The sequence below is a fragment of the Nitrosovibrio tenuis genome (assembly GCF_900109785.1).
Lineage (GTDB): Bacteria > Pseudomonadota > Gammaproteobacteria > Burkholderiales > Nitrosomonadaceae > Nitrosospira > Nitrosospira tenuis_A.
Window position 1 is genome coordinate 375,522 of sequence record NZ_FOBH01000002.1, and the last position, 26,209, is coordinate 401,730.

25 protein-coding genes are annotated in these 26,209 nt (G+C 55.1%); 1 reads left to right on the plus strand and 24 read right to left on the minus strand.

Features of this window, described 5'->3' with window-relative positions:
- Nucleotides 1–162: 162 nt before the first annotated feature.
- The 5 genes from fliJ to fliF all read right to left on the minus strand — a co-directional run bounded on the left by fliJ (nt 163) and on the right by fliF (nt 5,582).
- The gene (fliJ, locus tag BMX00_RS04495) at nt 163–630 is read right to left on the minus strand and encodes a flagellar export protein FliJ (protein ID WP_090827532.1); all 468 of its coding nucleotides are present in this window, start codon (nt 628–630) and stop codon (nt 163–165) included.
- Nucleotides 631–643: 13 nt separating this feature from the next.
- Nucleotides 644–2,065 (minus strand): flagellar protein export ATPase FliI, encoded by a 1,422-nt coding sequence (fliI, locus tag BMX00_RS04500; protein ID WP_090827534.1) that lies wholly within the window; start codon nt 2,063–2,065, stop codon nt 644–646.
- Nucleotides 2,062–2,805 carry a flagellar assembly protein FliH gene (locus tag BMX00_RS04505; protein ID WP_090827536.1) on the minus strand — a complete coding sequence of 248 codons (744 nt, stop codon included), beginning with the start codon at nt 2,803–2,805 and terminating at the stop codon, nt 2,062–2,064. Before BMX00_RS04505 ends, fliI begins: the two co-directional genes overlap by 4 nt.
- A 109-nt stretch (nt 2,806–2,914) precedes the next feature.
- Nucleotides 2,915–3,910 carry a flagellar motor switch protein FliG gene (gene fliG, locus BMX00_RS04510; protein WP_090827538.1) on the minus strand — a complete coding sequence of 332 codons (996 nt, stop codon included), beginning with the start codon at nt 3,908–3,910 and terminating at the stop codon, nt 2,915–2,917.
- Nucleotides 3,903–5,582: a flagellar basal-body MS-ring/collar protein FliF gene (gene fliF / locus BMX00_RS04515; RefSeq protein ID WP_245727702.1), complete on the minus strand. Its 1,680-nt coding sequence runs from the start codon at nt 5,580–5,582 to the stop codon at nt 3,903–3,905. The genes fliG and fliF overlap by 8 nt, the downstream gene beginning before the upstream one ends.
- Before the next feature lie 276 nt (nt 5,583–5,858).
- Here fliF and fliE point away from each other — a divergent pair, with 276 nt between their 5' ends.
- A complete protein-coding gene (gene fliE / locus BMX00_RS04520; protein ID WP_090827541.1) occupies nt 5,859–6,197 on the plus strand; it encodes a flagellar hook-basal body complex protein FliE in 339 nt (112 codons plus the stop codon).
- A gap of 51 nt (nt 6,198–6,248) precedes the next feature.
- Here fliE and BMX00_RS04525 read toward each other — a convergent pair whose 3' ends face one another.
- From BMX00_RS04525 to flgG, 19 genes are all read right to left on the minus strand, one after another.
- Entirely contained in the window at nt 6,249–6,536 is a 288-nt protein-coding gene (locus tag BMX00_RS04525; RefSeq protein WP_090827543.1) for an EscU/YscU/HrcU family type III secretion system export apparatus switch protein, read from the minus strand.
- Nucleotides 6,520–7,632: a flagellar hook-length control protein FliK gene (gene fliK, locus BMX00_RS04530; RefSeq protein WP_218141482.1), complete on the minus strand. Its 1,113-nt coding sequence runs from the start codon at nt 7,630–7,632 to the stop codon at nt 6,520–6,522. The genes BMX00_RS04525 and fliK overlap by 17 nt, the downstream gene beginning before the upstream one ends.
- A 110-nt stretch (nt 7,633–7,742) precedes the next feature.
- Nucleotides 7,743–8,078 (minus strand): flagellar protein FliT, encoded by a 336-nt coding sequence (locus tag BMX00_RS04535; RefSeq protein WP_090827547.1) that lies wholly within the window; start codon nt 8,076–8,078, stop codon nt 7,743–7,745.
- 5 nt (nt 8,079–8,083) lie between these two features.
- Nucleotides 8,084–8,566 (minus strand): flagellar export chaperone FliS, encoded by a 483-nt coding sequence (gene fliS, locus BMX00_RS04540; protein WP_090827549.1) that lies wholly within the window; start codon nt 8,564–8,566, stop codon nt 8,084–8,086.
- Nucleotides 8,567–8,609: 43 nt separating this feature from the next.
- On the minus strand, nt 8,610–10,607 hold the full coding sequence (gene fliD / locus BMX00_RS04545) for a flagellar filament capping protein FliD (protein WP_090827551.1): 1,998 nt from the start codon (nt 10,605–10,607) through the stop codon (nt 8,610–8,612).
- Between the two features lie 52 nt (nt 10,608–10,659).
- Entirely contained in the window at nt 10,660–11,001 is a 342-nt protein-coding gene (locus BMX00_RS04550) for a flagellar protein FlaG (protein ID WP_177171760.1), read from the minus strand.
- Nucleotides 11,002–11,157: 156 nt separating this feature from the next.
- Complete coding sequence (locus tag BMX00_RS04555) at nt 11,158–12,303, minus strand: flagellin (protein WP_090827554.1); 1,146 nt, start codon at nt 12,301–12,303, stop codon at nt 11,158–11,160.
- 671 nt (nt 12,304–12,974) lie between these two features.
- The gene (locus BMX00_RS14300) at nt 12,975–13,268 is read right to left on the minus strand and encodes a hypothetical protein (protein ID WP_143053041.1); all 294 of its coding nucleotides are present in this window, start codon (nt 13,266–13,268) and stop codon (nt 12,975–12,977) included.
- Between the two features lie 192 nt (nt 13,269–13,460).
- On the minus strand, nt 13,461–14,606 hold the full coding sequence (locus BMX00_RS04565; protein ID WP_090827558.1) for a flagellin: 1,146 nt from the start codon (nt 14,604–14,606) through the stop codon (nt 13,461–13,463).
- Between the two features lie 399 nt (nt 14,607–15,005).
- Entirely contained in the window at nt 15,006–15,632 is a 627-nt protein-coding gene (locus BMX00_RS04570) for a response regulator (RefSeq protein ID WP_090827560.1), read from the minus strand.
- Nucleotides 15,629–16,648, minus strand: a complete 1,020-nt coding sequence (locus tag BMX00_RS04575; RefSeq protein ID WP_245727704.1) for a PAS domain-containing sensor histidine kinase — start codon at nt 16,646–16,648, stop codon at nt 15,629–15,631. Before BMX00_RS04575 ends, BMX00_RS04570 begins: the two co-directional genes overlap by 4 nt.
- Nucleotides 16,649–17,090: 442 nt before the next feature.
- Complete coding sequence (locus BMX00_RS04580) at nt 17,091–17,417, minus strand: thioredoxin family protein (protein WP_090827562.1); 327 nt, start codon at nt 17,415–17,417, stop codon at nt 17,091–17,093.
- Nucleotides 17,418–17,569: 152 nt separating this feature from the next.
- Complete coding sequence (locus tag BMX00_RS04585) at nt 17,570–18,874, minus strand: EAL and HDOD domain-containing protein (protein ID WP_245727706.1); 1,305 nt, start codon at nt 18,872–18,874, stop codon at nt 17,570–17,572.
- Between the two features lie 229 nt (nt 18,875–19,103).
- Nucleotides 19,104–20,039, minus strand: coding sequence for a flagellar hook-associated protein FlgL (gene flgL, locus BMX00_RS04590; RefSeq protein WP_090827566.1), 936 nt, complete (start codon nt 20,037–20,039; stop codon nt 19,104–19,106).
- A 136-nt stretch (nt 20,040–20,175) separates the two neighbouring features.
- The gene (gene flgK, locus BMX00_RS04595; RefSeq protein ID WP_090827568.1) at nt 20,176–22,095 is read right to left on the minus strand and encodes a flagellar hook-associated protein FlgK; all 1,920 of its coding nucleotides are present in this window, start codon (nt 22,093–22,095) and stop codon (nt 20,176–20,178) included.
- A 351-nt stretch (nt 22,096–22,446) separates the two neighbouring features.
- Complete coding sequence (gene flgJ, locus BMX00_RS04600) at nt 22,447–23,442, minus strand: flagellar assembly peptidoglycan hydrolase FlgJ (RefSeq protein WP_090827570.1); 996 nt, start codon at nt 23,440–23,442, stop codon at nt 22,447–22,449.
- Complete coding sequence (locus BMX00_RS04605; protein WP_090827573.1) at nt 23,442–24,569, minus strand: flagellar basal body P-ring protein FlgI; 1,128 nt, start codon at nt 24,567–24,569, stop codon at nt 23,442–23,444. Before BMX00_RS04605 ends, flgJ begins: the two co-directional genes overlap by 1 nt.
- 3 nt (nt 24,570–24,572) lie before the next feature.
- A complete protein-coding gene (locus BMX00_RS04610) occupies nt 24,573–25,283 on the minus strand; it encodes a flagellar basal body L-ring protein FlgH (RefSeq protein WP_090827575.1) in 711 nt (236 codons plus the stop codon).
- Between the two features lie 43 nt (nt 25,284–25,326).
- On the minus strand, nt 25,327–26,109 hold the full coding sequence (gene flgG, locus BMX00_RS04615; RefSeq protein ID WP_090827578.1) for a flagellar basal-body rod protein FlgG: 783 nt from the start codon (nt 26,107–26,109) through the stop codon (nt 25,327–25,329).
- Nucleotides 26,110–26,209: the final 100 nt, after the last annotated feature.

Sequence of the window (26,209 nt, forward strand, 5' to 3'; positions counted from 1 at the left end):
AACCCGATCTTTCGGGTGACTGCAACGTTTCACCGGCGTTGGCGGCAGAAGCTGGTGTTTTTACCGGGCCGCTCAAAGAAGAATTAGAAGGAGAATTAGAAAAAATGGATGGGGTAAGCATGATGATGCGTTCTCGTGGTTGGGTGCTGGTTGGGTGTAGACTCAGGATGACGAATGCGATGAATGCGATCCATCCCGGCGGGTAGCGGAATTGGTGACATGTTCATCACTTTGCTTTTGCTCATACCGTGCCGCACGCAGCGTTTCCGCGCGCACCCGCCGCTGATCCAATGTATCGTAGGAGGAAAGTGTTTGCCTGGCCGTTTGCCACGCCGTCTGCCCTGCCGCGACGCGCTGCCGCATCAAGATCAGGATTTCGCGCTGCTGTACGATGGCGGCGTCGAGCTTATTGAGAAATTCATGGTAATTTCGCCAGTCCGATGCCGTCAGTCCGCGCTGCATCGAAGCCTGAAAACGCGCGCGATACTCATCACAATATTGAAGCAGCAAGACAAGTTTGGCTTCCATATCCAGGTTTTGCGCGTTCAAGGCGCCCAGGCGCTTCGCCGCATCGTCGGCGCGGGTCTGGGCCAACTCGATCAAGGTCTCTAAAGCAGAACGTTCTGACATTTTTTGTTTCGGCTCAGTTAATGTTGGAAGCCAGCAAAGCGCCCAATCCGGCGGCGCTGTCCGTATAATCCGCGCGTTCAAACATACTCTGCTGGAGAAATGACTCCAATCGGGGGTACAGTGCAATCGCCCGGTCCAGCAAGGGATCGGTCCCAGACGAGTAGGCGCCCACGCTAATCAGGTCGCGCGAGCGCTGATACCGCGAATAGAACCGTTTAAAATTCCGTACCTGTTCAAAATATTCCGGCCTGACGAGACCGGTCATTGCACGGCTGATTGATGCTTCAATATCGATAGCGGGGTAATGCCCGCTTTCCGCGAGCTGGCGCGACAGTACCACGTGCCCATCCAGGATTGCGCGGGCCGCATCTGCGATAGGGTCCTGCTGGTCGTCACCTTCAGTCAACACTGTGTAGAATGCGGTAATCGAACCGCCGCCTTTTATGCCGTTGCCGGCCCGTTCCACCAACCGTGGCAGTCTGGCGAACACCGACGGCGGATAGCCTTTGGTCGCGGGTGGTTCCCCTATTGCCAACGCGATCTCCCGCTGCGCCATGGCATAGCGAGTAAGTGAATCCATGATCAGCAGGACATTCTTGCCCTGGTCGCGAAAGTATTCGGCGATGGAAGTTGCGTAAGAAGCACCCTGCAACCTCATCAAGGGCCAGGTATCGGCCGGCGCCGCGACTACGACCGAGCGAGCTAACCCTTCAGGTCCCAGGATCTGCTCGATAAACTCCTTCACCTCGCGGCCCCGTTCGCCGATTAACCCGACCACGATCACATCGGCGCTCGTGTAACGGGCCATCATACCGAGCAGCACGCTTTTCCCCACCCCGGACCCGGCAAACAGGCCCATGCGCTGGCCGCGTCCCACGGTCAGCAGCGCATTGATGGCACGCACGCCGACATCCAGTATCTGGTTGATCGGCTCCCGATCGAGCGGATTCAACGATTGCTCCGTAGGGCGCGCGCCCTGCTCCACTTTCAGCGGACCGAGACCGTCCAGGGGGCGGCCTGTTCCGTCCAGCACCCGTCCGAGCAATTCATTTCCTACGGGAAAACGCGTGATTCTGTCTGATGCACGACGGCCTGGATTGCGGCCATCGCTAGAGACGGGCAATACCCCCGCTCCGTCCCAAGAGACCACTTTTGCGCCCGCCGTCAGCCCAAATACATCACTGGTTGGCATCAGATAAAGTCGGTCGTCGTGAAAACCCACTACTTCCGCCTCGACTCTATTACCGTTGGGTAACAGCACAGTGCAACCGCTGCCTACCGCAAGCTTGAGTCCTACCGCTTCCATTACCAGTCCGGTAACGCGGGTGAGGCTGCCCGAAAGCAGGAAAGGCTGCGAAACCGCTGTAATATCGCCGCAGCTCTTGAGGAAATTGCGCCACTGGGCAGTATGGCTGGGAGTTTCAGTTGCTGTCATTCCAACCAAGTACCGTTTTGTCCCAGTGCCTGACAGATGCGCTGCCAACGAGTCGTCACCGTTGCATCGGTTTGGCTATGGCCCATTTTGATCCGGCAACCGCCGCGTTCCAGCTTAGAATCGATGCAAATCGTCCACCCATCAAGTTCCTGATTCAGGTATTGCCGCACCAGGGCAGCATCCTCCGTATGTAAAAATATTTGCGCCGGCTGCCCGAAAGCAAATTCCTGTTGAAGACATTCGCGTACCACCGCAACCATGAGTTCCGGTTTTATCCGCAGAGCCTCACGCGTCATTTGCTTGGCCAGACTCAAGGCAAGTATCAGCAAATCACTGCCGATGGCTTGATCTGCAATCGCTAATTCTTTTTGGAAACTTTGTAGCAGGGCTTCCAGCTTAATTACCTCCGCCGCGGCATGGTCCCCGCCGGCCTTGTACCCGGCCTGATAACCCGCATTGTGTCCCACTTTATAGCCAGCCTCATAGCCTGCTTCCTGGCCCGCTTCATGGCCGGCTGCATACCCCTCGTGCTTTGCCTGCTGATGGGCTTGCTCGATCTGTTCGTGAAGATGCTGGGCCCCGGCTTGCCCCGCACTCGAATCTCTTTTCATGCCCGCGCGTCCGGACCACAGTCGCTCGACGCCAGGCTCAGGTACTCGGGGTTGCTCTCCCTCGAAGGCATCCATTTTCCAACGTTGATAAGAGGAGAGCCGTTCTTTGGGAATTATTCGACTGGCCATGGACGTTCATCCGTTCGTTTGTGATTCTGTCATCCGGCTTTCAACCTGAATCCGGCATTTGGACGAGGTGGAATGCAGTGTTTGAGGTTTAGGTATAAGGAGCGTTTAATCACACATAGCTCTCCTCGTTCTTGGAGCCAAATACGATTTGGCCTTCATCGGCGAGCCGCCGGACGGTCTGCAATATCTGCTTCTGTTGAGCTTCCACCTCACTAACCCTGACCGGGCCCATCGCTTCCAGATCTTCGCGCAGCATTTCTGAAGCCCGACTCGACATATTCCTGAATATTTTTTCCCTTAATTCCCATGCGGCGCCTTTCAGCGCAATAACCAGTGAATCGGACTGAATTTCCCGCAGCAGGATTTGAGTGCCACGGTCATCGATATCCATCAGGTTTTCGAATACGAGCATCTGGTCCATTACTTTCTGGGCTAATTCGGCATCAAACTCGCGCAGATTATCGAGCACTGAGGTTTCGGCCGCGCTGCCCATGAAGTTGATAATCTCTGCCGCAGTACGGATCCCGCCTACCGAGTTTTTTATGTTCTCACTGCCTGAGAGCAAATCGGTAAGGACATTATTCAGTTCCCGCAGGGCCGAAGGCTGGATGCCCTCAAGCGTAGCGATCCGTAATAAGACGTCATTACGCAGTTGCTCGGTAAGCTCCCCCAAAATTTCGCTTGCCTGATCACGGTCGAGATGCACCAGAATGGTGGCGATGATCTGCGGATGTTCCCCCTTGATCAACTCCGCCACCGATTGCGAATCTATCCACTTGAGGCCTTCGATTCCGCTGGTATCCTGGCCTTCCAGAATACGGCTGATGTTGTCCGTCGATTTATCTTCGCCCAATGCTTTTTGAAGTACCGAGCGAGCGTAACTCTCCGCGTCGAGATCCAGAAAAAGGTTTTCTCTTGTGGCACGGCTACAGAAATCAGAGAGCACGGTATCAACTTCACTCCGGCTAAGCTTCTTGAGCCTGGCCATTGCCGCGCCAAGTTTCTGCACCTCGAGGTGGTTGAGATGCTTGAGCACCTCCACCGCCTCGTCCTCTCCCAATGACAGAAGCAGGACCGCGCCTTTATAAACGCCCTCATCATTCATGGCCCGCTACCCACTGCTTGAGCACATTCGCCACCATTTTTGGATCGTCTCTTGCCAATTGCCGGGCCAGTGCCAGAGTTTCTTCATGCTGTGAAACCTGCGGTGCCTGTTTCGGGGCAGGAATAGCCTGTGCAATGCCATCATCCGGCTGCTCGGCCGGTAATAAGGGAGGGGCTGGTACATTCATGCGTTTCAGCGTAGGTTTCAACACGCCCACCACCAGATAGAGAATCAGTCCACCGATCAATACAGTCTTTCCTATCTGCTGGGCAATCTCAATCATCTCGGTTTGTTTCCATAAAGGAAGCTCCGGCGTGGTTTCCTTCTCCATATCCGCAAACGGGCTGTTGACCACATTCAATGTATCGCCACGCTCGTTGCTGAAGCCCATAGCCTCTTTCACCAGATCTGTAACCTGGGCCTTTTCTGCCTCGGTCAGCGGCCTTGAGCTGGTTACTCCATTCTGGTCCGTCACCTGACGGTGGTTGATCACCACCGCTGCCGATAGCCGCTTGATTCCGCCCACCGGCTTGCGTATATGTTGAACGGTTTTATCCACCTCATAATTAATAGTGCTGTCTTTACGCGTGTTGGGAGGCACCAAAGGAATAGTTGGCGGAGTGCCAGGCGCAGCACCAGGCTGCGCGGCGTTCGCAGGGGGGGGTACCGTAACCGGAGCCGTTGCGGGTGCTGGAGGCTGATTGGAAAGCGCTCCCGGTACTCCGCCTTCGCCCAGACCGGACCGGCTGGCCGATTCGGATGTTTGCTGGCTGCGCACCACGGAATCCGCAGGATTCTGGTTAGGCTTGTATATCTCGCTGGTATGCTCCGACTGAGCAAAGTCGATATCCGCCGCGACTTGGGCGCGGACATTCTCGTGTCCGAATATGGGAGATAAAATTGCCTCGATGCGTTTGATATAGCTTTGTTCCAGCGCTTGAACATATTTTAGTTGGCTTGGATCGAGGCCGGTATTGATGTTCAATTCGTCAATCTTGCTTAGAAGATTGCCATGCTGATCCACCACCGTGACGTTCTTGAGAGGCAGGTTGGGCACACTGCTGGAAACCAGATGTAAAACGGCGCTGATCTGTTGTGTATCGAGGGTACGGCCGGCGTGGAGATTTACCAATACCGACGCGCTGGGTTTTTGTTGTTCACGCATGAATACGGATTGCCTGGGCATCGCCAGATGCACCCGCGCTCCGCTGACAGCGGACAGTGACTGAATGGAACGGGCAAGTTCACCTTCCAGCGCACGTTGAAAATTGACCTGTTCAAGAAACTGGCTCGTACCAAACTTCTGGTTTTCCATCAGCTCGAAACCGACCAGTCCGCCCTTGGGCAAGCCTTGCGAAGCGAGCTTGAGCCGGACGTCATGCACCTGGCTGGCTGGCACAAGAATCGCGCCGCCGCCTTCTGCAAATTTATACGGCACGTTCATTTGTTGAAGGGCTGCAACGATCGCCCCGCCATCACGATCGGAGATATTACTGAATAGCACCTTATCATCGGGCGCCCGGTTCCACATCCAGCCGGCGGCCATCAACGCGACAATAGCGGAAATGGCCACTATCAACCCCATCTTCTGCTGGCTGGAGATTCTGCTTAAATACCCCCGTACAAGGCTCTGGGTACCGCCGACCGTTATGGCTTCCGTTTCAACCGCCACGCATCCTCCTGTGGTGCTTCAGTTTGAATCAAACAGTTTTTTAATCTTCGTATCAGATTCAGCTTGCGCGATAAGGCGCGAGTGCATTGAGCGCGACGTGAGCCAGTTGCAAGTGCGCTGCCAGTACCAGTACCTGTACCAGCCAGCATTATCGATATACCCGCTTATTTCGAAACATCGAATAGAAGCGCGTTTTTGGGGCTTATTCCTACCCGAGCTTGAGCAGGGCAGTGATATCTTGCCTGGATTCCGAAAAAAGCCAATAGCAGGGTCCGTATGGACGTATCCAAAATAGATTCGATGCTCGCCCAGTTGAGAACGGGTGCAGCGCTTGCCGCCGGGAAGCCGATGGAAGGTGGTACGCGGCTGAGTGAGAATATGGGTGGTAATGGTGTCGATTTCGGCACTGTTCTCAAGAATTCGCTGGACCAGGTCAACAATACGCAGCAGCGTGCAGCAAAGCTTGCACGGGATTTTGAGGTGGGCGAGCCAGAGGCTAACCTGACCGAGGCCATGATTGCGATGCAAAAAGCGTCACTATCATTCAATTACACATTGCAAGTGCGCAATAAGCTTGTCGCCGCGTATCAGGAAATCATGAACATGCCGGTGTGAGAACCAGTATGCGACAACGGGTGAGAATACCGGACAGGAGCAAATCCTCGATTAGACTCGCCGCCTGATTTCGCTTGCTGTTTCCAATTTGTAAAGCCATGCAAGCAATTCCGCGATCGCTTGATAGAGTTGCGGCGGAATATGCTGGTCCAGATCCACCTGCATCAACAAAGATACCAGCTCGGGCGACTCATGCACATAGATGCCATGCGCCCGTGCCTGGCTGATAATGGTTTCAGCAATCAGACCGCGGCCCTTGGCGACAATTCGAGGAGCGGCCTGGCCTTCCCGATAAGCCAGGGCCACTGCAGCACCGCGTGGCTCAAACCTGTTCGTCATTCACCTTCACTCCCATGCCGAGCAATCTAATGCCAGCTCCCTCAAGGCCATGCGTAAGCGATAGGGCGCCGGATCGCAATAGAGGGATGACCGCATGATCGGGTGTCTCAAGATTTACCTCCAAACCATGCCGATGTAGCCGCAAACCTACGGTAACCTGACCCAGGTTGGGCAGGGTTAAGCACAAGCAGGCATTCCATGGAATAGCGGAAGGCTGATCGGGTTCTCCTGATTCCCTTCGTTCTTCCTCACAGATTTCCAGGGAGAGGGCCTGGCCCGGCCATGCTTCTCCCTGCCATGCGATATGGCGTGTCTCAAACACCTCCAATTGCTGGCGCACCAGTGCAAGCGCATCGAAGTGGACCGGGTTACGATCGCTCGGATTCGGATGAGCCGGATTTAAAGATAGGCGGTCGGAGATCAGAGACGTATCCTCCACCGCCGGATCCGTAGTCGCCATTATCGTTGCTCTTACATTCGCCTCGTTCGCATCCTTATCTTTCCCTGGGAGCCCCGGCCAGGCAAGATGCGCCTGGGGCTCCGCCAGCAATTCGGAAAATGGCCTCACGCCGCCAACCCATTGCGCCTGGTGCGATTCATAGAACAGGCCGCTGCGTTCAAGTGCTTGCGCCAGGCGCAGAGATAATTCCGCTCCACTACCTGGCGGCACTTCAAGCAGCGGCGTTGCTTTCGAAAGGGCGGCAGGACTATCCGGAAAAACCGGGTGACGTAAAAGATCATCAATAAAGCGACCCGTCCCGCTCAGCAGTGGCGATTGCGGCCTCGGGGAAGCATCCTCAGCCAGCACAAACTCGGACCGGGCTTCATGACCGATGAAAATCAGCTTCAATATATCGCCCGGCCTCACCCCAACGGGAAGCTGCATGCGCCACGCCTGACCATCCGGTGACCCGCCGTCTTGTGAATGCAGCATAACGGCAAACTCGCCATTGGAAAGGCTGGCCTGCACTGTTGCTTGTAGACGCTGGCCCAACTCGAGCTTTCTTAAAAACGGTGAATCACCGCTGTGGCGCTGAGCGATCGCTGCGCCAGGATCAATCGCGGCTACCGGGTGCAGCGCATCAAATCGAGGCATATCCAGTTTTTCCATTTATTTGTCAGGAATGGATACAGGACGATAAAACTGCTAAAGCGGCCAGGCGGCTTTGACGATGGGAGGACGGGCGCAGGACCCATGAGACGGGTTTACCGGAACCCATCCCGGCCATATGCCTGATGTACCCGCCGGGTCATCCCCGTATTGCTAAGCAAGGTCTGAATGCGCCGCATCCAAGGTTCGGTATAGCTGCGTATTCTGGCATCGTCGGCTAAAATCTTGTGAATCAACTCGACCTTTTGACGCTGCATCTCTCCGGTAAGCGGCACGGTCGGCTGAGCGGCCCTGAGTTGAGCCACCACAGCGGCACAGCGCTCCTCCAGTTCCGCTAATTTGTCCCATTCGCCAGCTCGGGCAGCTTCGGCCATGTCGCCGGTAAAATTGGAAATCGATCGAAATGCCGAGATGATTTGTATGCTGTTCATAAGCGTCACGCTTTTCCAGAGCCGGTGAAAGGTACTGCTGTCGCTGCAGGTAAAATCGGGGAAGCCGGTGCACCGGAGCCGGCACCATAAGATAAACTGGATGTACCGATCGCTTCCCACGCCTCACCGAGCTGACCGAGCAAACGAGAGACTTCCTCGACATATCCAATATTGTTATGCAAATTTGCCTGCAACAGCCGGTGCCCCATATATTCGTAGAGAGCGTTCAACTGCTGAGCCAAGGGTCCGCCGGCCTCGACATCCAGGCTGGCCTGCAGACCCGAATTGATGATCGCAATGGCTTTGGAAATGGATTTTCCCTTGGCTGTGATATTGCCGCTTTTCATATGAATGAGAGCGGAAGACAATGCGACATGAGCGCCTTGGAATAGCATCAGGATGAGTTTGTGCGGATTGGCGGCAAGGACGCCGGTCTCAAGCCCAACACTGGCATAGGCGTTCACGCCGTGGCTGGATTTTGAATACATTGGTTCGTTTCTCCCGGATTATTCTGTGTTTGAGGTTTCTGGTTCAAGGATTGTTCTTTGGTAAGGTAGCCAACTGCTGCTGGAGGAACTGGCTGGTCTGATTCAGGCTGCTTAGCATCGTATCCAGCGCGGTAAACTGGGCCCGGTACCGAGCTTCAGTCGTGGTCAGGCGCTGGTTGAAATCTTCCTGACGACGGTCGATATCCTTCACACTGGCATTAATGCCATCCATGCGGTTGGCAATGATGCCATCGCTCGACAGCAGGTCACCCATCAGTTTGTTCAACTGATCGGCATACCCGCGCGACAAGTTGACGTTGCCTCGAGCTCCGAGTGCGCCACCATTGACGGTGAGGCGCAAGCCCTCGGAAGCCTCGCCGGCCGCCGCGGCAAGCGCCTGACCTGTTCCGGTGGCAGCCAGGCTATTGATTGTACCGGCCACGTCTGTTCCCGCCGTTGTGGTAGGGCTTGCACCCATCAGATTAACGGCACCGTTCCCGCCAATGATGCTTACGCTGGAAGCGGAGCCGTAGCGCATGGATGTAATACTGATGACACCGGAGGATTGCGAAACTGAGACCCTGTTGCCAGCATCTGTCAGGCTGGCAGCCCCGTTCAACCGGTTTTGCACCTCGGCCGCCAGCGCGTCGGTCGATGCGTAGAGACCGGCTCCAAGCGTGACGCTGGCCGTCACCCCGTCAATATTTATGTCTAACTGATCATTTACTCCGCTGGTGATAGTCAGCCCCGTCGCCTGGCTGCCGGTAAGACGGGCCTGGGAGGCCAGTTGCGTAACAGTAACCGCATAATTCCCTGCAGCCGTCTTGTCGGTCGCACCCGCATAAGTGAGCAGGCTGTCGGTGGGTTTGCCGACCAAAGTGAACAAGCCGGCGATACTGCCGAAATTATTGTCCAGCGCCGCCTGCAGCTTGGTGGAGTCCAGGGCCAAACTTCCATCTTTCTGAAAAGCAACACCGATTTGGGATAAGGTAGTGAAAGCGCCCGTGTCGACTGCGGCCGATAGCGTGGCCCGGATACGGGTCTGGATTGAAAAAATCGTCGAGTCGCCCTGCAAAACAGCGCCTGACTTGGTCGCCGCGTTGTAGGCGCTTAAGTTGCCGAGCGTCTGGTTGAGGGTATTGAAAGACTTTACGAAAGTTTCCACCGATGACTTCACGCCCGCGGTGTCGCGCGCCACGTTAAGCACGGTCGGGCTTCCCGCATTACTCTTGAGCAAGTTGAGCGTTACACCCTCAATCGCATCAGTAACCGTATTGGAGGGTTTGATGACGGCAATGCCATCAATCTGAAGCTTGGCATCCTGTGCGGCCTGCACCTGGGTGAGGTTTTTGCCGGAGCCTGCGGCAACTGTCGGGTCGAAAGCGAGCTGCGACAAACCCGCAGAATCGAGGTTCGTGCCGTCGTCATCGCTGGCCGTAATCTTGATGCTGTTGGAAGCTCCGGTGTCCTTTGCGGTCAACACAAGCTTGCTGCTCGTCCCATCGTTGATTATTGTCGCGCTCACGCCGATATTCGCCGCGTTGACCGTATCGCGCACCCCGGAAAGCGTATTGTTGGATGGATCAATGGTTATTGTCTGAGCCGGCTTCCCGCTGTTCAGGGTAAAGGTGTTCGAGCCACTATCGTAAGTGCCGTACTGGATGGTCAGCATACCGCTGCCGACCGCGCTGGAGGCACTGGCAAATCCTTCCGAACGGATTTTCTGCTGTTGTGCCAGTTGCTGCACCTCCACTGAATAACTGCCGGGTACCGCCTTGCCATTGGCGGTAACGGTAAAAACGGAAGGATCTGCCGCGCTGGCCGTGGCAGCCTGAAACTTTGCCCCATCAGCGAGCCCATTCATTGCGGTCTGGAAAGCTGACATTGCACCCTTCAGTGCTCCATAGGCGGACAGCTTCGCCTGATAGTCTGCTCCGCGCTGCGTCAATAGATCGAGTGGCCGTCGCTCGATTGCCATCAACTGACTGACAATGCCATTCACATCCAGATTCGAGCCCGCGCCTGGTACGGTGATACCCATATTTGTCTCCGTTTCGTACGGTTATCTTGTGTGTGGTTAATTCGCCTGTAATTTATGCTTTTGTTTTCAGCAATAAACCTTGTAACTGGTCGAGCGATTTGGCCAGCGCAAGCATTTCTTCCATCGGTATCTGCCGCAATAATTCCCCTGTTGCGCTGTCGGTGATTTTCACCACGACCCTGTCGGTCTCGGCATCGATATTAAATTGCAGGCTTGACCCCCCGGGCTGAGCAATTTCCTGCGCAGCTTTCTGTATCGTCTGCACATCCGCTGATGCGGGGACTTGGCCAGGACGTTTTTGGCTGTCCTGTGGCGCTCGTGTCAGGCCTAGCTCCTGTGGCTTTACGGCGATAACCGTCGCCAGAGTATTTGGTCCAAGCTGTTCGATCCCCATTGCGGGCTCCATCAGGGTTTGATAAGAAGTGCGGATCCGGAATCACCCGGATCCGTCAAGCAACCGGCTCTCGGCCAGGTTTGCCGGCCTTGTCGATTTTAATCGATCAAGGCCCTTTGTTTTCGTACTCGCTTCTTCTACTGCGCTTATCCGGGCTTAACCCCTGAGTAAGGTCAGGACACTTTGCGGCATTGCATTGGCCTGAGCCAGCATGGCCGTTCCCGCCTGTTGCAGCACTTGATTGCGGGACAGCGTTGCGGTTTCAGAGGCAAAATCCGTATCGACGATACGGCTGCGAGATGCAGTCAGGTTCTCGGCGGTGGTTTGCACATTCGATATCGCCGACGAGAAGCGGTTCTGATATGCGCCCAGATCGGCACGGCCCGCGTTAAGCGCACTGAGCGCCTTATCCATGGAAGCAATGGCAGCGTCGGCGCCCCACTTGGTGCTGATGTCCAAACTCGTGAACCCGGCGACTGTAGTGGCCGAGGTCGTAGCTGCTGTCAGGCCGGTGGTTGCCGTGGTGGCGGTGCCCGCAAGAGCCACGACCGTACTGCCGCCAGACACGTTAATAAGCGACACCGCGCCGGTAGCCGCATTGGCTGTGGCATAGACACTGGTCGTGTTGGATACCGTATTGATAGCGGCCGCGATGTTCGCTCCCTGAGTGACGGCATTACCACCTGCGGCGACCGCACCCACGCTGGTACCGTTGATGGTCAGGTCGCCCGCGGTGATTGCGGTAAAAGCCGTGGCGGCAATGCCGGTCACGTTGGCGGTGGTGGTAGTGCCCAGGGATGAGCTTTGCGCATTCACCAGGCTGTTGATATTGATGGTTTCACCGACATTGGCGCCTACCTGGAACGATTGATTGGTAAACGAGCCATCGATCAGCTTGATTCCGTTGAACGAGGTGGTCGAGGCGACACGGTCAATTTCCGATTTAACCTGCTGTACTTCATTATTGAGCGCGGTACGGTCGCTTGCGCTGTTGCTTGCATTGCGCGATTGCACGGCCAACTCGCGGATGCGCTGCAGGTTGTTGCCGATTTCTCCCAAAGCGCCCTCGGCGGTTTGCGACATCGAGATACCGTCGTTAGCATTGCGGACTGCCTGGTTAAGACCACGAATCTGCGAAGTCATACGCTCGGAAATCGCCAGCCCCGCGGCATCGTCCTTCGCGCTGTTAATACGCAGACCGGAGGACAATCGCTGCAGCGTGGTGGCGAGTGCGTTCTGCGAACTGTTGAGGTTGCGCTGCGCATTCAACGAAATGACGTTGGTATTAATAATTGCTGCCATGTAAATCTCCTTCTGGTTTTTATGGAATTGCACCGTACAGCGTCAAGTTTGGGTCGCCTTCCCTACCGGAGGCTGATCAATCGCTGTTATGCTTATTAACGGTGACCCAGGAGAAACATTTAACCTGTCCGCCAAGTTTTTTTGGCAATATCGCTTTATTCCTAAGAGGCTGCAGCCCCGCGTTAATTAAAAAATCATTCCCCTGAACAGTGCTTGCAGCCGTGCTATAAGACATCATCATCGTTGAAATGTAATCCAGTCCAATCCGGCCGATCGGATCCCGCTTAATAAACATTCTTCCGCAGAGGGGAACCCGGACTTACTCAAGATGATTGTCTTCTCTAATTAATGATCGATCTGCGCTGCTGCGAATCTGTCCGCGTCAACAATCTATGGAGACTGTCATGATAAACCGTTGGGATGGCGCGCCATGAGGCGATTAGGGGCTATTCGACGTCATATATTCAAACTTTGTGGTGCAACGAGGAAGGAGAGGAAGGGCTCGGTGGAGCATGAGCACCGCACCGGTGAGCGGGAATTGAACCTGGGGCAACAAACGAAAAGGGGTTTTAAGCCCAGGGAATTGAGAAAACTAGCGCAATAAGAAACAGAGTAAAACAATTGAATCAATAGATGAATTGCGTCCCCTTACCGGGGCTATTCTTGGCAAGCTATCCGCTTTTTACCGGGAGGATCCCAATTACAAAACGATGGCTGTTCCACTCTTCAAAAACTCGATTTGACCGTCGCGCCACGCAGTCGATCTGGTTAGGAAAGAAGACGCTCGTGGTCGACCAAGATGATGTCGATGTGCCTGCTTCAGGTGCGGCAGCCTGCTCTGCTTCCTTCCACTCGGCAGATTCAAACTCATCGTTCACGAACGGGTGTATTTCCTGCCGCTTTTCAAAGCCCAGGTATGCTGTCGAGTCGAGGCCGAAGCGCCTCCTGCATGAAACTGTACGCATGAACCTGAACCCCAGTGGAACTCGAACCCCAGTGTTTTTTGGCAGCTCGTGTGGCTCGGTCACCGAGGCTTCGAACTCGACATCGGATACGCTTGGCAGTTGTACGGCCGCCACGACTGCGGGCCTTGTCGATTTTAATCGATCAAGGCCCTTTGTTTTCGTGCTCGCTTCTTCTACTGCGCTTATCCGGGCTTAACCCCTGAGTAAGGTCAGGACACTTTGCGGCATTGCATTGGCCTGAGCCAGCATGGCCGTTCCCGCCTGTTGCAGCACTTGATTGCGGGACAGCGTTGCGGTTTCAGAGGCAAAATCCGTATCGACGATACGGCTGCGAGATGCAGTCAGGTTCTCGGCGGTGGTTTGCACATTCGATATCGCCGACGAGAAGCGGTTCTGATATGCGCCCAGATCGGCACGGCCCGCGTTAAGCGCGGCCAATGCCGAATCCATTGAGGCAACAGCCGCGTTGGCTCCGGCCTTGGTGCTGATGTCCACTCCGCTAAAACCTGCAACTGTAGTGGCCGAGGTCGTAGCTGCTGTCAGGCCGGTGGTTGCCGTGGTGGCGGTGCCCGCAAGAGCCACCACCGTACTGCCGCCAGACACGTTATAAAGCGACACCGCGCCGGTAGCGGCATTGGCTTCGGCATAGACACTGGTTGTGCCGGATACCGAATTAATGGCTGCCGCGATGTTTACACCCTGAGTGACAGCATTGCCGCCGGCGGCGACCGCACCCACGCTGGTACCGTTGATGGTCAGGTCGCCCGCGGTGATTGCGGTGAAAGCCGTGGCGGCAATGCCGGTGACATTCGCTGTGGAGCTACTGCCCAGTGATGAGGTTTGCGCATTTACCAGGTTGTTGATATTGATGGTTTCACCGACATTGGCGCCTACCTGGAATGATTGATTGGTAAACGAGCCATCGATCAGCTTGATGCCGTTGAACGATGTGGTCGTGGCAACGCGGTCAATTTCCGATTTAAGCTGCTGTACTTCATTATTGAGCGCGGTACGGTCGCTTGCGCTGTTGCTTGCGTTGCGCGATTGCACGGCCAACTCGCGGATGCGCTGCAGGTTGTTGCCGATTTCTCCCAAAGCGCCCTCGGCGGTTTGCGACATCGAGATACCGTCGTTAGCATTGCGGACTGCCTGGTTAAGACCACGAATCTGCGAAGTCATACGCTCGGAAATCGCCAGCCCCGCGGCATCGTCCTTCGCGCTGTTAATACGCAGACCGGAGGACAATCGCTGCAGCGTGGTGGCGAGTGCGTTCTGCGAACTGTTGAGGTTGCGCTGCGCATTCAACGAAATGACGTTGGTATTAATAATTGCTGCCATGTAAATCTCCTTCTGGTTTTTATGGAATTGCACCGTACAGCGTCAAGTTTAGGTCGCCTTCCCTACCGGAGGCTGATCAATCGCTGTTATGCTTATTAACGGTGACCTAGGAGAAACATTTAACCTATCCGCCAAGTTTTTTTTAAAGGAGTATCCGCTTCATGCATTGTCATGACAAACCGTTGGAATGGCACGTCATAAGATGATAAGCATCATATGTCCAAACTGCGTCTCGTAAAGAGGAAGGAGAGGAAGGGCTCGGGGGAACATGAGCACCGCACGCGTGAGCGGGAATTGAACCTGGGCAAAAATGATGGAGGGGATTGAATCCCTCGTATCTGTCGATGGATGTGCTGAAAATGATGGGCTCGGCGAGAGCTACTCAGGCCGTGCCAGGAATCAGGCCAAACCATTTTTGATGGCGTAATGGGTTAGCTCGGCGTTGTTTTTGAGCTTCATCTTTTCCAGCAGGCGGCTGCGGTAGACGCTAACCGTCTTTACAGACAGGCGCATCTCCTCTGCGGCGTCAGTCAGGCTTTTGCCGGACGCAATCAGGCACAGAGTCTGGTATTCCCTATCGGACAGCGTCTCATGAGGCGACCGGTCAGGGTCTTCACCGAAGCTGTCCGCCATGGCCTCGGCCAGCGTGGCGGTGAGATATTTGCGGCCCTTCGCCACGTGGTGGATCGCGGCCATCAGCTCGCCCGGCGCGCTCTGCTTGGTGATATAACCCGACGCACCCGCCTTCAGTGCTCGGATAGCATATATGCCTTCATCGTGCATGCTGAGCATAAGGACGCGGATTTTCGGGCATTCTTTTTTGATTTGCTTCAAGATCTCGATGCCGTTCCTGTCCGGCAAGGATATGTCCAGCACCACAACATCCCATCCGCCTTCCCGTACTTGCCGCATCGCTTCGGCGCCACGCTCCGCTTCCCCGACAAGCAAGACTTTACCGCTCTCTATCAGGATCTGCCTCAAGCCTTGGCGGACGATAGCATGATCGTCGACGATGAGAATATTCATGACTTCACGCCGTTCAGCTGTACGATGGCTGGATCATTCAGCCTTGTCGCGAGCGGAATCAACAAATGCACCGTAGTACCTCGTCCGGCCATACCGCTTACAGTCAGCTTGCCGTCGAGCAGGCCGGCGCGTTCAATCATGCCGCGAATGCCAAAAGAATTGAATTTGGAAGTATCCGCCGGCGTGATGCCGCAGCCGTTATCGCGCACCTCCAGTTGCAATTGGCCTTTCGCTGTATCCGCAACCAAACTTACCCACGCGCGGGAGGCGCGGCCGTGTTTGGCGATATTTGTAAGCGCTTCCTGAAAAATCCGGAATACCGAAATCGCCACATCCTGTTCCAATTCGATGTCCTGATGGGCACCAATGACTTCGCACGGAATGCGGAGGCGCTTGCTGAATTCTCCAGCCTCCCATTCGATGGCCGCAACAATGCCAAAATCCATGATACCCGGGCGCAGGTCCCGCGATATGCGCTTGATTGAATCCATGGTGCGATCGACCATTTGAGAGACGGTATGGATTTTTGCCACCCATGCCTCGTTTTCTGCGGCGTCGCTGCCTCCGCTGCCGCCGCGCACGTTGCGAGCCAACCAATCCAGATCAATCTTGATAGCCGTCAGATTGCCGCCCAGGTCATCGTGGATTTCCCGAGCAATGCGAATGCGCTCATGTTCCCTTGCCGCTATGATATGAGACGATATTTCTTTGAGCCGTTCATGAGATTCCTTGAGCTCTGTCTCTCGTTGTCTGCTCTGGGTGATGTTGATAATGATCCCTTCCCAGATGACGCCAATACCTTTCTCCCGGCGCGGACTCGCCCGCAGGCTGACCCACTTTACGTCGTTATAGGATTCGATCCACAGGCGTCCCTCCCAATTCCATGTGGACAGATTGGCGGCTGATTGTGCTCTGGAATCATACAGGCCTTTTCGGTCCTTCCACAGTATGATCTCCTCGAACAGCGCGGGATTGGCCTGCAACGTCTCAGCCGTAATCCCAGCACATTGGCGCACTGGTTGCTGACAAACGGTACGGCATATTGACCATCTTCGCACAGTATGTACTGGAAAACCATGCCAGGAGCGAGGGAAACGATGGCTCTTGATTGTGCTTCCATTATCCTGATCCTTTCAATATCTTTTCTCTTCTTTTCCTTTTTCTTCTCACTTCAGCCGACGTTATCGGAAGGGGCGATAATACCGTCTCCGCACCCGGTATTTCAATGCGCACATACAGCGGAAAAGCAGCCAAATTAATTCAGGAAAAAAGCGGGCGTACTCAATGCCTCAAGCGTATACCACTCTTGCGGGTGGACACAACTCTTTGACAATCGATAGGTTCCGCCAAAGCCTTCCTTTTAATTCGCTCCCATTCAGCGCGAGGGAATTTCTAAAAATGGAATTATCCACATCCCATCAAATCAAATAATGATGGGTATGTCCAGGACAGTCGGCATCATACTGTGCCGGAAACCCTATCCAGGGCTTCACTAATCACTGCGGCATCGGCGGGGCGGACCAGGCGGGCGATTTCTTTGCCGTCCTTTAAAAAAATCAGAGTCGGCCAGAGCGTGACGCGAAAAGACCGCCCAAGCGGACGACCCTTGCCGTCTTCTACCTTTATGTGGCGTATGGCAGGGCGCTCGGAGAGCGCCGATGCAATCAATGGTTGGGCAGCGCGGCAATAGCCGCACCATGAAGCGCCGAATTCCAGAAGCGTTACCCCACGGAGGAAATCAATCTCGGCGCGTTTGGGTTCGCTCGCGGCATAAGTATTGTTCATGCATCCATTATAAATACTTCAGCCCCACCGGGGAATTCAGCCGTGCCGGATGGATTGATCGGTGTAATAAAGTAACGGCTTATGCTCTGCTACAACTTCAGTCATCCTCAATTCATCCGTGGATTTTGGCTGGTTCTCATAAGAGGACAAAGCTAAGTTACATTACGCTTGCATACATTGGACAACAAATTATTGCTCCATTCAAACGCTTCCAATTGCAGGGGATAAAGATCTGCAACCGGCAGTTCCAATTTAACAAGCAGCGGTAATAGAAGCCGGCTGGCCTCAGCGGGTTTTTCAATATATTCGGATAGCTTCAGCAAGTCACCGTAAAAGCCGGCGCGATATAATAAAGCTTCGCTGACATCCTTGCCGAGAACCATCCGTTCAAGAATTTTCTTCATGGGTTGTCCGAATAGTGCGTCCAGCAGGGATAGGATACCAACCGTGAAAGCGGTATCGGCGACAGCCTTGGTCGCAGGTTTCAATTTTTCCGCGGCGAGCTCAAGAAGTTTGCCCCGCGTCGTTGCCAGCAATAGAAGTGGCGATGCGAGCTGAGTACTGGTATGACTCCCGACATAGAGCTGGATTTGCAGCCATCGCTGCAGTTGGCGGCGGCCCAACACCACTAAAGCCTCACTTAATGAGTTGATGCTCTTCGTGATGCCCATCCCGGGCGTATTGACCAGCCTCAGCAATGACAGGCAGAGCGATACTTCCTTCTTGATGCTGTGCTCGATTTCCGCATTATCGGCATCCCTGGCTAGCAACATCATCAACTGCACAATTACCGATTGCGAGGTGGTCAGCGTTTTGCCCGACAGAATAGCGGGCTTGGCAAAATAATAGCCTTGGTGATAGTCGAATCCAAGATCCAGATAATTCCGGAACTGCTCGATCGTGTCCACTTTTTCTGCCAGAAGTAATTTGTTGGCCTGCTTGAACTGATCGACCACGATGACTATGTCTTCCCAGGTCATGGCAAACGTATTGATTTTGACGATCTCTATCAGGGGCAGCAGCGGCTTGATGTAGTCGGAATACGTAATCACATCGTCGAGCGCAAACGTGTACCCTTCATCCACCATTTTGGAGACGCGCTGGACAAGCTCGGAAGTTACGTTGATTGTTTGAGGAATTTCAAGCACGATCCTCTGGCTTGGCAGAAAATCAACCAGGTCACGCATGAGCGTAGCATAGTCGACATTCAAGAATCCCCTGACTCCGCCAATTACATTTTCAAGACCGAGTTCCGATGCATGCGCGATTATGGAGACAGCTCCGCGCCAGTTGTCCGCGTCGCTCGCTGAACAAGCTTCCGGACGGCGGAACAATAATTCATAAGCAACAAGGTTCTCGTTCCGATCCAGAATCGGTTGGCGTGCAAGGAAAAACTCCTTCACTTGAGGAGCAAAAGAAAAATCGTGAGCCATATCGGGATCGTTCGTCGGTCTCAATTCATCCGTTAAAAAACCCGAACCCCGTTATGCTGAAATCGCGCCGAAGAGCTGTAAAGATAAATAGCCTGAACAACCAGCTTAGCGGCAACATTCTCGCACTCTGCCGATATCTGACAGAGCCGTTATGAAACTTGTTTCGCGGACTATCGTTTGATGCCGGATCGGTCTCCAGGCGGACTTGCATCCTTGGGTTGTGAATGGCAAATATTCGGGAATCCAATCACCATCACTTTATATAGTCGAACAACGACAGACCTTGCACGTTCAGAAACGCTTTTTGCGTCGCTTCCAGGTATGTCTGCTGTTGCTTAAGGTCACTTATAGCCTTGGCGTAATCGACATCCTGCAGATCGGAAAGCTGCTGCTTGTATTGGATGTTCAAGTCGTCTCCACTCGCGTTTAGCGTGTCCAATTCCTTTGCGCGCGTCCCCACCGACGCATGGACGCGCAAGACATTGTCAAGGGAATTGGACAGGTTGGCCTGAGCAGCGCTCAGGCCGCTGGCCAGCGCAGCCTTGTCGGCAGCATTGGTTACCGGGGTTTCAAGGATATTGATGAGATCGGAGAGCGTTTTGAACATACTTTGGTACCCGCCCCCTGAAGCCGGAATGCGCTCGAATACTTCTTTTCCCGACTCGTTTACCGCAAGCTGGCGTGATGCACTGGCCTGTACCATCCGCAGCCCCTCATCGCCGGAATACTGAACGCCGCTGCCCGTATCAGCGAACGGTTTTGTCCCGCTCTGAAAACCGGAAAACAGGTATTGCCCATTCCCGTCGGTTCGGTTGGCGAGGCCCAGCAATTCGTCGAGGCTACCGCGCAATTCGGTTGCGATGGACCGCCGGTCGCTGTCGTTAAGCGTGCCGTTGCCCGCAGAGACGGTAAGTCCCTGCGCATTTTGCAGGAGGTTGGTTACTCCGCTCAGAGCCCCTTCCAATACCGCAAGACTGCCGGCGGCACTCTGCCGGTTCGAGGCATATTGGGTATTGGCTGAATCGGCCTGCGATACCTCCAACGCCCGCACATAGGCCGCCGGATCCTCCGATGGTGTTAGCATGCGTTGGCCGCCGCTTATCTGCTCCAGCGTCTTGAGCTGCGCAGTCTGCTGACGACCAAGCGCAGCAATGCCAACTTCATAAGCGGTATTACTACTGACGCGCATTGTTGCTCTCCTTTCTCTTTGTCGTTTGAGCTGTGATGTTGGCGATAGTCTCCAGGGACTGATCCGGGAAACCAGCTACAAATTACTTAAATTGCATAAACAGGACCATGATGCATATACACTGCGCACTGCTAACCTATCTCATTACCGCGAGCAGAGTGTCAAACATCTGGCTGGCAGTCTGTATTACCTTGCTGGCTGCCTGATATGCCTGCTGATAACGCAGCAGGTTGGCAGCTTCCTCATCCAGGTTGACCCCGGATTCTGATTGCTGCAAAGCCTGCGTCTGGCTCAACAGCGCCGTTTGGGCTTTGCTGGTCACTTCCAGCTCCCGGGCTTTATTACCCACTAGGCTTACGACCTGTCCATAAGCTGCCTGGTAGGTTGCCGTGCCGCCTGCGAGTACGCTGCGAGTCTGCAGCGCTCCCAACAATAAAGCGTTCCGGTTATCATCGGCTCCACGGGTGTTGGGCCCGATGCTGAACGTATCGCCCGGCTTGGGTGATCCGGTGATTTGCACTGTCCAGCCATTGAAGCTGATCGGGTTGCCCCGAACAAAGATAATGCCTCCAGGATTACCTGTTCCCACGCCATTCACGTCGAAAGTCGTAGCGCTGGTGAATGTGATCGTCACGGGCTGTTTCAGATTTGGATCGGTTGGCGGCGGTGCATTAACGGTACCGGCGCTAATCCGTCCGGTACCTGTATTGGCGAGCTGGGCATCGGTACGGATCGGTGCGGCAGCTGCAATCAGGCTTGTGTCCTGAATGGCTACGCCGATTTGCCCCGCGCCATTTACGGTAGGCCGGATGAGAAATTCATCTCCCGCAGCCGTGGCGCCCGAAGTGAGGCTCAAGCGTACGCCATCTACTGTCTGCGGAAAGGTGGCGAAAGTTTGCGCGGCACCTTCAATGCCGTTTGTGATCTGCGTAAGTGTGTAAAGGGTACCATCGAAGCGTAAACGGTAATCGCTCACGGTAAGGGCGCTATGATTAACGATGTCAGCGCTTATAACCGCGCTGCCGCCATTCTTTATGGAAGGAGTCACCGATGGGCTTGGGGAGGTAAAAAAGGCACCTCCCGCGTTACCCTGAACGTCCTGCCCCAGCGCCTGCTGCGCGTTGAAAGTGCCCGCCAGGCCAATGGCGAGACGTCCCAGACCGTTGCGCACAGCATCGATCGCTTCATTGCGAAATTGCAACAGGCCGCCCAGCTTACCGCCATCCAGGGCCGATTCCTTAATCGGTACACTATTGCCGCCTGATCCATAGGCTATTTCCAGACGGTGTGCGTCCGTCGGCGAAGCTATAGTGTCAAGCTGGAACGATTTCGGACCCGCGACCAACGCCTGCCCCGCACCGATGAAAACACTATACGCACCATCGCCCTGTACAACTACTTTGGCGCGGGTTTCCTGATTGAGCTGATTTACCAGTTCGTCACGCTGATCGCGCAGGTCGTTTGCCGGTTGGGCACCCGCCGCGCCTTCAGCCAAACCAATGGTTTCGTTCAGTTTGGCGATCCGTTCCGCAAGTGTATTGATGAGTGAAACACTATTCTCGATCTGTGTGTTCACCCCACCCTGAATCTCATCGAGACGATCGTTCATCGACTGAAAATGCCGTACCAGCACCTCGGCATTGGATAGCATGGATTGCCGTGAGGCAATGTCAGAAGGATGAGTAGCAACCCCTTGCACGCTGGCAAAAAAATCCTGTAGTGCCGGGGACAATCCCAGTTGGCCGCTCGGGTCAGCGAGCAGGCTATCGATCTGCTTCATCTGGGAGAGATATGTGTCGAGCTGGCTGGATTCGGTTTGTGCCTGCGCGACCTGATTCGCAAGAAATTGATTATATGCACGCTTTACCGAATCAATCTGTACGCCCTGGCCTATGAACCCACTACCGGTCCCTTGGGCCTGATTGGCGGACTGAACGATCTGCTGACGCGTGTAGCCGGGAGTGGCCGCATTACTGACGTTGTGGCTGGCCACGAGCAAACCGTGCTGCGCGGCGTTCAATGCGCTGAGGCCAATGCCGAAAATACTATTACCCATGCTCCACCCTGGCCATATTTATTCGCTAATATCTTAACGGCGCCACACGGAATATATTTAGCTCCAACATTTCACCAAACAGCCGATAATTGTGGAAAGCAGCATGAACCATGGTATTTGGTTAACAGGGCTGCTTTGGGCATTTTTGTGCCCTGCTTCGCGTCAGTAGGCTCGGCTATTGGCTTGGCGCGGGATGCATAAATCCACTCCAAAACACCTCGCCCTTATCCTGCGATGCGGTGAAATATCCGGGCCAGCCCTGACAAATCACATACGTGCGTTCGCATGCTCCTGTCATACTTACCTGGGATGAGATATATACGTTGCAGCGAAATATCGCCGATTGCTCCATCAGGACAGTTGGGCGCGCTTGATGATCCGGCTCAACTTATCCGCATAGTTCGGATCGGTCGCATAGCCCGCCCGCTGCAGGCCATGTGCAAAACCTTCCGCATCAATGCCCTGTGCCGCCTGTGCCAGCACTCCTGCATAGCGCGGATTGCTGCGTAGGAAATTGGCATAATCCCGGAAGGCATCGGCGTAGGAAGAGTAAGCCCGGAATTTTTCGACGGTCTTACGCGCAACACCGTTTACGTATTCTGTCGTCGCCGCTTCCACGACCGGCCCACTCCAGTTGGCACCAGCTTTTATGCCGAACAAATTATGGCTGGGAGTTCCGTCCGCTGCGCGAAGCTCCCGTTTACCCCATCCGCTTTCAAGTGCTGCCTGCCCGAGCATGAACCGCGCCGGTATGCCTGTAGTCTGGCTGGCTTCGTGTGCATGGGCCATTAGCCGAGCCTGAAATTCCATGGTCGGGGACTGTTGTATCTGTGATTGTTGCCCGGGCTGAAACGCCGTGGCCCCTGCCTGCTGTGCCTGCCCCGATGGTGGCGGTTGTTCCTGCGCTTGTGCCCCTTGTTGCACGACTGGATGAAGGGCGTCCGCCTGCCGCGCAGCCGGAGGCAGCGCTCCCATGTTGCGCACTTCTTCAGTGCGCAACTGGCTGGGAACCGGCGCATCAGTCTGTGGTGCCGTGTCGGGCGGCAGACTATGTTGCAGCTGTCGCATCATGATCTCGGCCAGGCCAGCACCGCGTGCCGCCATGCTCTGGGACAACTGTTGATCGAGCATCGAGACGTAAAGACGGGTTTGCTCGCTGTCCATCAAACTGTCTTTTGGCGTGGCCTCACGCATGCTCTTGAGCATCATGTTCAGGAAAAGAGCCTCGAACTGCCTGGCAGCGGCTTCAAGTCCGGCCTGCCCGGTTTTCCTCGCGGCGACGCGCAACTCACTGACCGCTTGCACATCGAGCGCGAACTTACCGGAGATATCAGCTGGGGCTGCCATCAGATGATCTCCAATTCCGCCCGCAGCGCTCCGGCCGATTTCATCGCCTGCAATATCGCCAACAAGTCTTGCGGTGTTGCCCCGATTGCATTCAGCGCCTTCACCACTTCAGCCAGCGATGTGCCCTGGACCATTGTGAGCAGGCCTGATTCCTGCTTGATCTCAATGGTCGAGCGCTGTGCCTGCACCGTTTGTCCGCTGGAAAATGGCCCTGGTTGGCTGATCACGGGCTCAGTGCTGATGACCACGGATAAGTTGCCGTGGGCGACGGCGCATGGTTCCACTGTCGCAGCCTGATTCATCACGACCGAGCCGGTACGGCTGTTGACGATCACCTTGGCTTGCGCCTGGGCTGGGTTGATATTCAGGCTCTCCATTTCCGCCATGAATGCCACGCGTTGGTCACTGCCTGCCGGTGTCCGCACCTGAACCGTCCGGCCATCCAGCGCCGAAGCAGTGGCTTCGCCAAACCGAGTATTGATCGCATCCACCACCTTCCGCGTGTTGGAAAAATCTGTGGTGTTCAGCTCGAGACGTATGAGATCGTCCTGTCCCAGCGCTACCGGCACGGCGCGCTCGACCGTCGCACCGCCAGTGATACGCCCCACGCTCAAATGGTTGACCTGCACCTTGCTGCCGCTGGCAGAGGCCCCGAATCCGCCGACCAGCAGGTTACCCTGGGCCATTCCATAGACCTGGCCGTCGGCCCCCTTGAGCGGAGTCATGAGCAACGTGCCGCCGCGCAGGCTCCTGGCGTTGCCCATGCTCGACACCGTCACATCGATCATCTGGCCTGGCTGAGCAAGCGACGGCAGCACGGCGGTTACCATCACGGCAGCCACATTTCTCAAACGCATATTGGTGCCTGGCGGTACGTTGATACCCATCTGCATCAGCATGCTGGTGAGGGTTTGTATGGTAAACGGAGTCTGAATAGTTTGATCGCCTGTGCCATCCAGCCCCACCACCAGGCCGTAGCCAACGAGCTGGTTGGGACGCACGCCCTGGACCGAAGCCAGATCTTTTATGCGATCGGCCTGAGCCGTCGTTGCGATGGCGCAGCACGCCAGCCATAGGATAACCAGCAATGGAGCAGCGAGCCGGGGTGTCGCACTTGCTTTTTTCATAGTTCAGAACGGTGAAATCGTCAGGAAGAAACGTGAAAGCCAACCCATCGTCTGCGCCTCGTCGATATAGCCGTTGGCCTTGTATTCGAGGCGCGCATCCGCCACCTGTATCGAGGATACTGTATTGTTGATGACGGTTTCGGGGCGCACCACGCCGGAAAAACGGATGTATTCGGTACCTTGAGTCATTGCCAACTGCTTTTCGCCGCTGACCACCAGATAGTTGTTGGGCAGGACGTCGATTACCGTGACCGCAATGGTGCCATTAAAATTGTTGGTGGAGGCCGCCTCTCCTTTGCCCGTGTACTGATTGGTGGACGATGCTCCCAAGTCGACTTTTTTCGTGATCGGCACGCCGAATACCATCGGAGGAACGGCAAAGTTCAGGGTGCCGCTCTTGTCGGCGCTGCTGTTGGATTTCTTGCTGGCATTGGTTTTTTCGTTGAGCAGGATAACCAGTGTATCGCCCACCTGGCGTGCGCGGCGATCCTCGAATAATGGCCGGTGGTGAGTGCGCTCCTGATAGATGGCGCCATTGCTGGGGGGCGGCGTCCATTGCGCCGCGCGGGCGGACATCGGTTGCTGCACGATCGCGGGCGGGGCCGGGAGGCTCATGCAGCCGGAAAGCATGAACAGTGTTATGACAACAAGCTGCGCTAGCGGAAGGGGCGCCCCGAGTCCGCCGCTTTGCTTAGATGAAAAAAAAGCGATCATCTGGTCTGTGCACATTGCTCCCCCCGCCCGTTCACCATCGTTGCTACATTTGTGACAGACGCTGCAGCATCTGATCCGATGTCTGGATGGACTTGCTATTGATCTCATAGGCACGCTGGGTCTGAATCATATTAACCAACTCTTCCACCACGTTAACATTGGACGTTTCCACATAACCCTGGTTGAGCAAGCCGGTGCCATCCGTGCCGGGGGTATTAATGTTGGGAGTTCCGCTGGCGCCCGTTTCCATATAGAGGTTTTCGCCCACGCTCTGCAATCCTGCCGGGTTGATAAATGTTGCAAGTTGCAGCGTCCCCACCTGAACCGGAGCCGCCGTGTCCGGCTGGGTTACGGAAACAGTACCATCGCGCCCAACGGTGATGCTTTGGGCATTGACGGGAATCGTAATCGCCGGTTGAACAAAGTAGCCGCTGGATGTCACGAGCTGGCCTTCGGCATCGGTTTGAAACGAGCCGTCTCGCGTATAAGCCGTCGATCCATCCGGCCGCAAAACCTGGAAAAAGCCCTGTCCCTGAATAGCGACGTCCTTGGAGTTCCCGGTTTGCTGTAAATTACCTTGGGTAAACACGCGTTCGGTTGCGACCGGCCTGACTCCGGTGCCGATCTGTAATCCAGACGGTAGTTGAGTCTGCTGCGATGATTGAGCGCCAGGCTGGCGCAAGGTCTGATACAGCAGGTCTTCGAATACTGCGCGCGAGCGCTTGAATCCATTGGTGCTGACATTCGCCAGATTGTTGGCAATCACGTCCATCTGGGTCTGTTGCGCATCCAGACCGGTCTTCGAAATCCAAAGTGAGCGAATCAAAATGAGTCTCCTGGGCGTTAAGAAAAATGAGGTGGCCGTGCCAGACTGGACTGTGCCCCACGATTAAGGATATCGGATGTTCCGCCTGCGTTGATGTCTG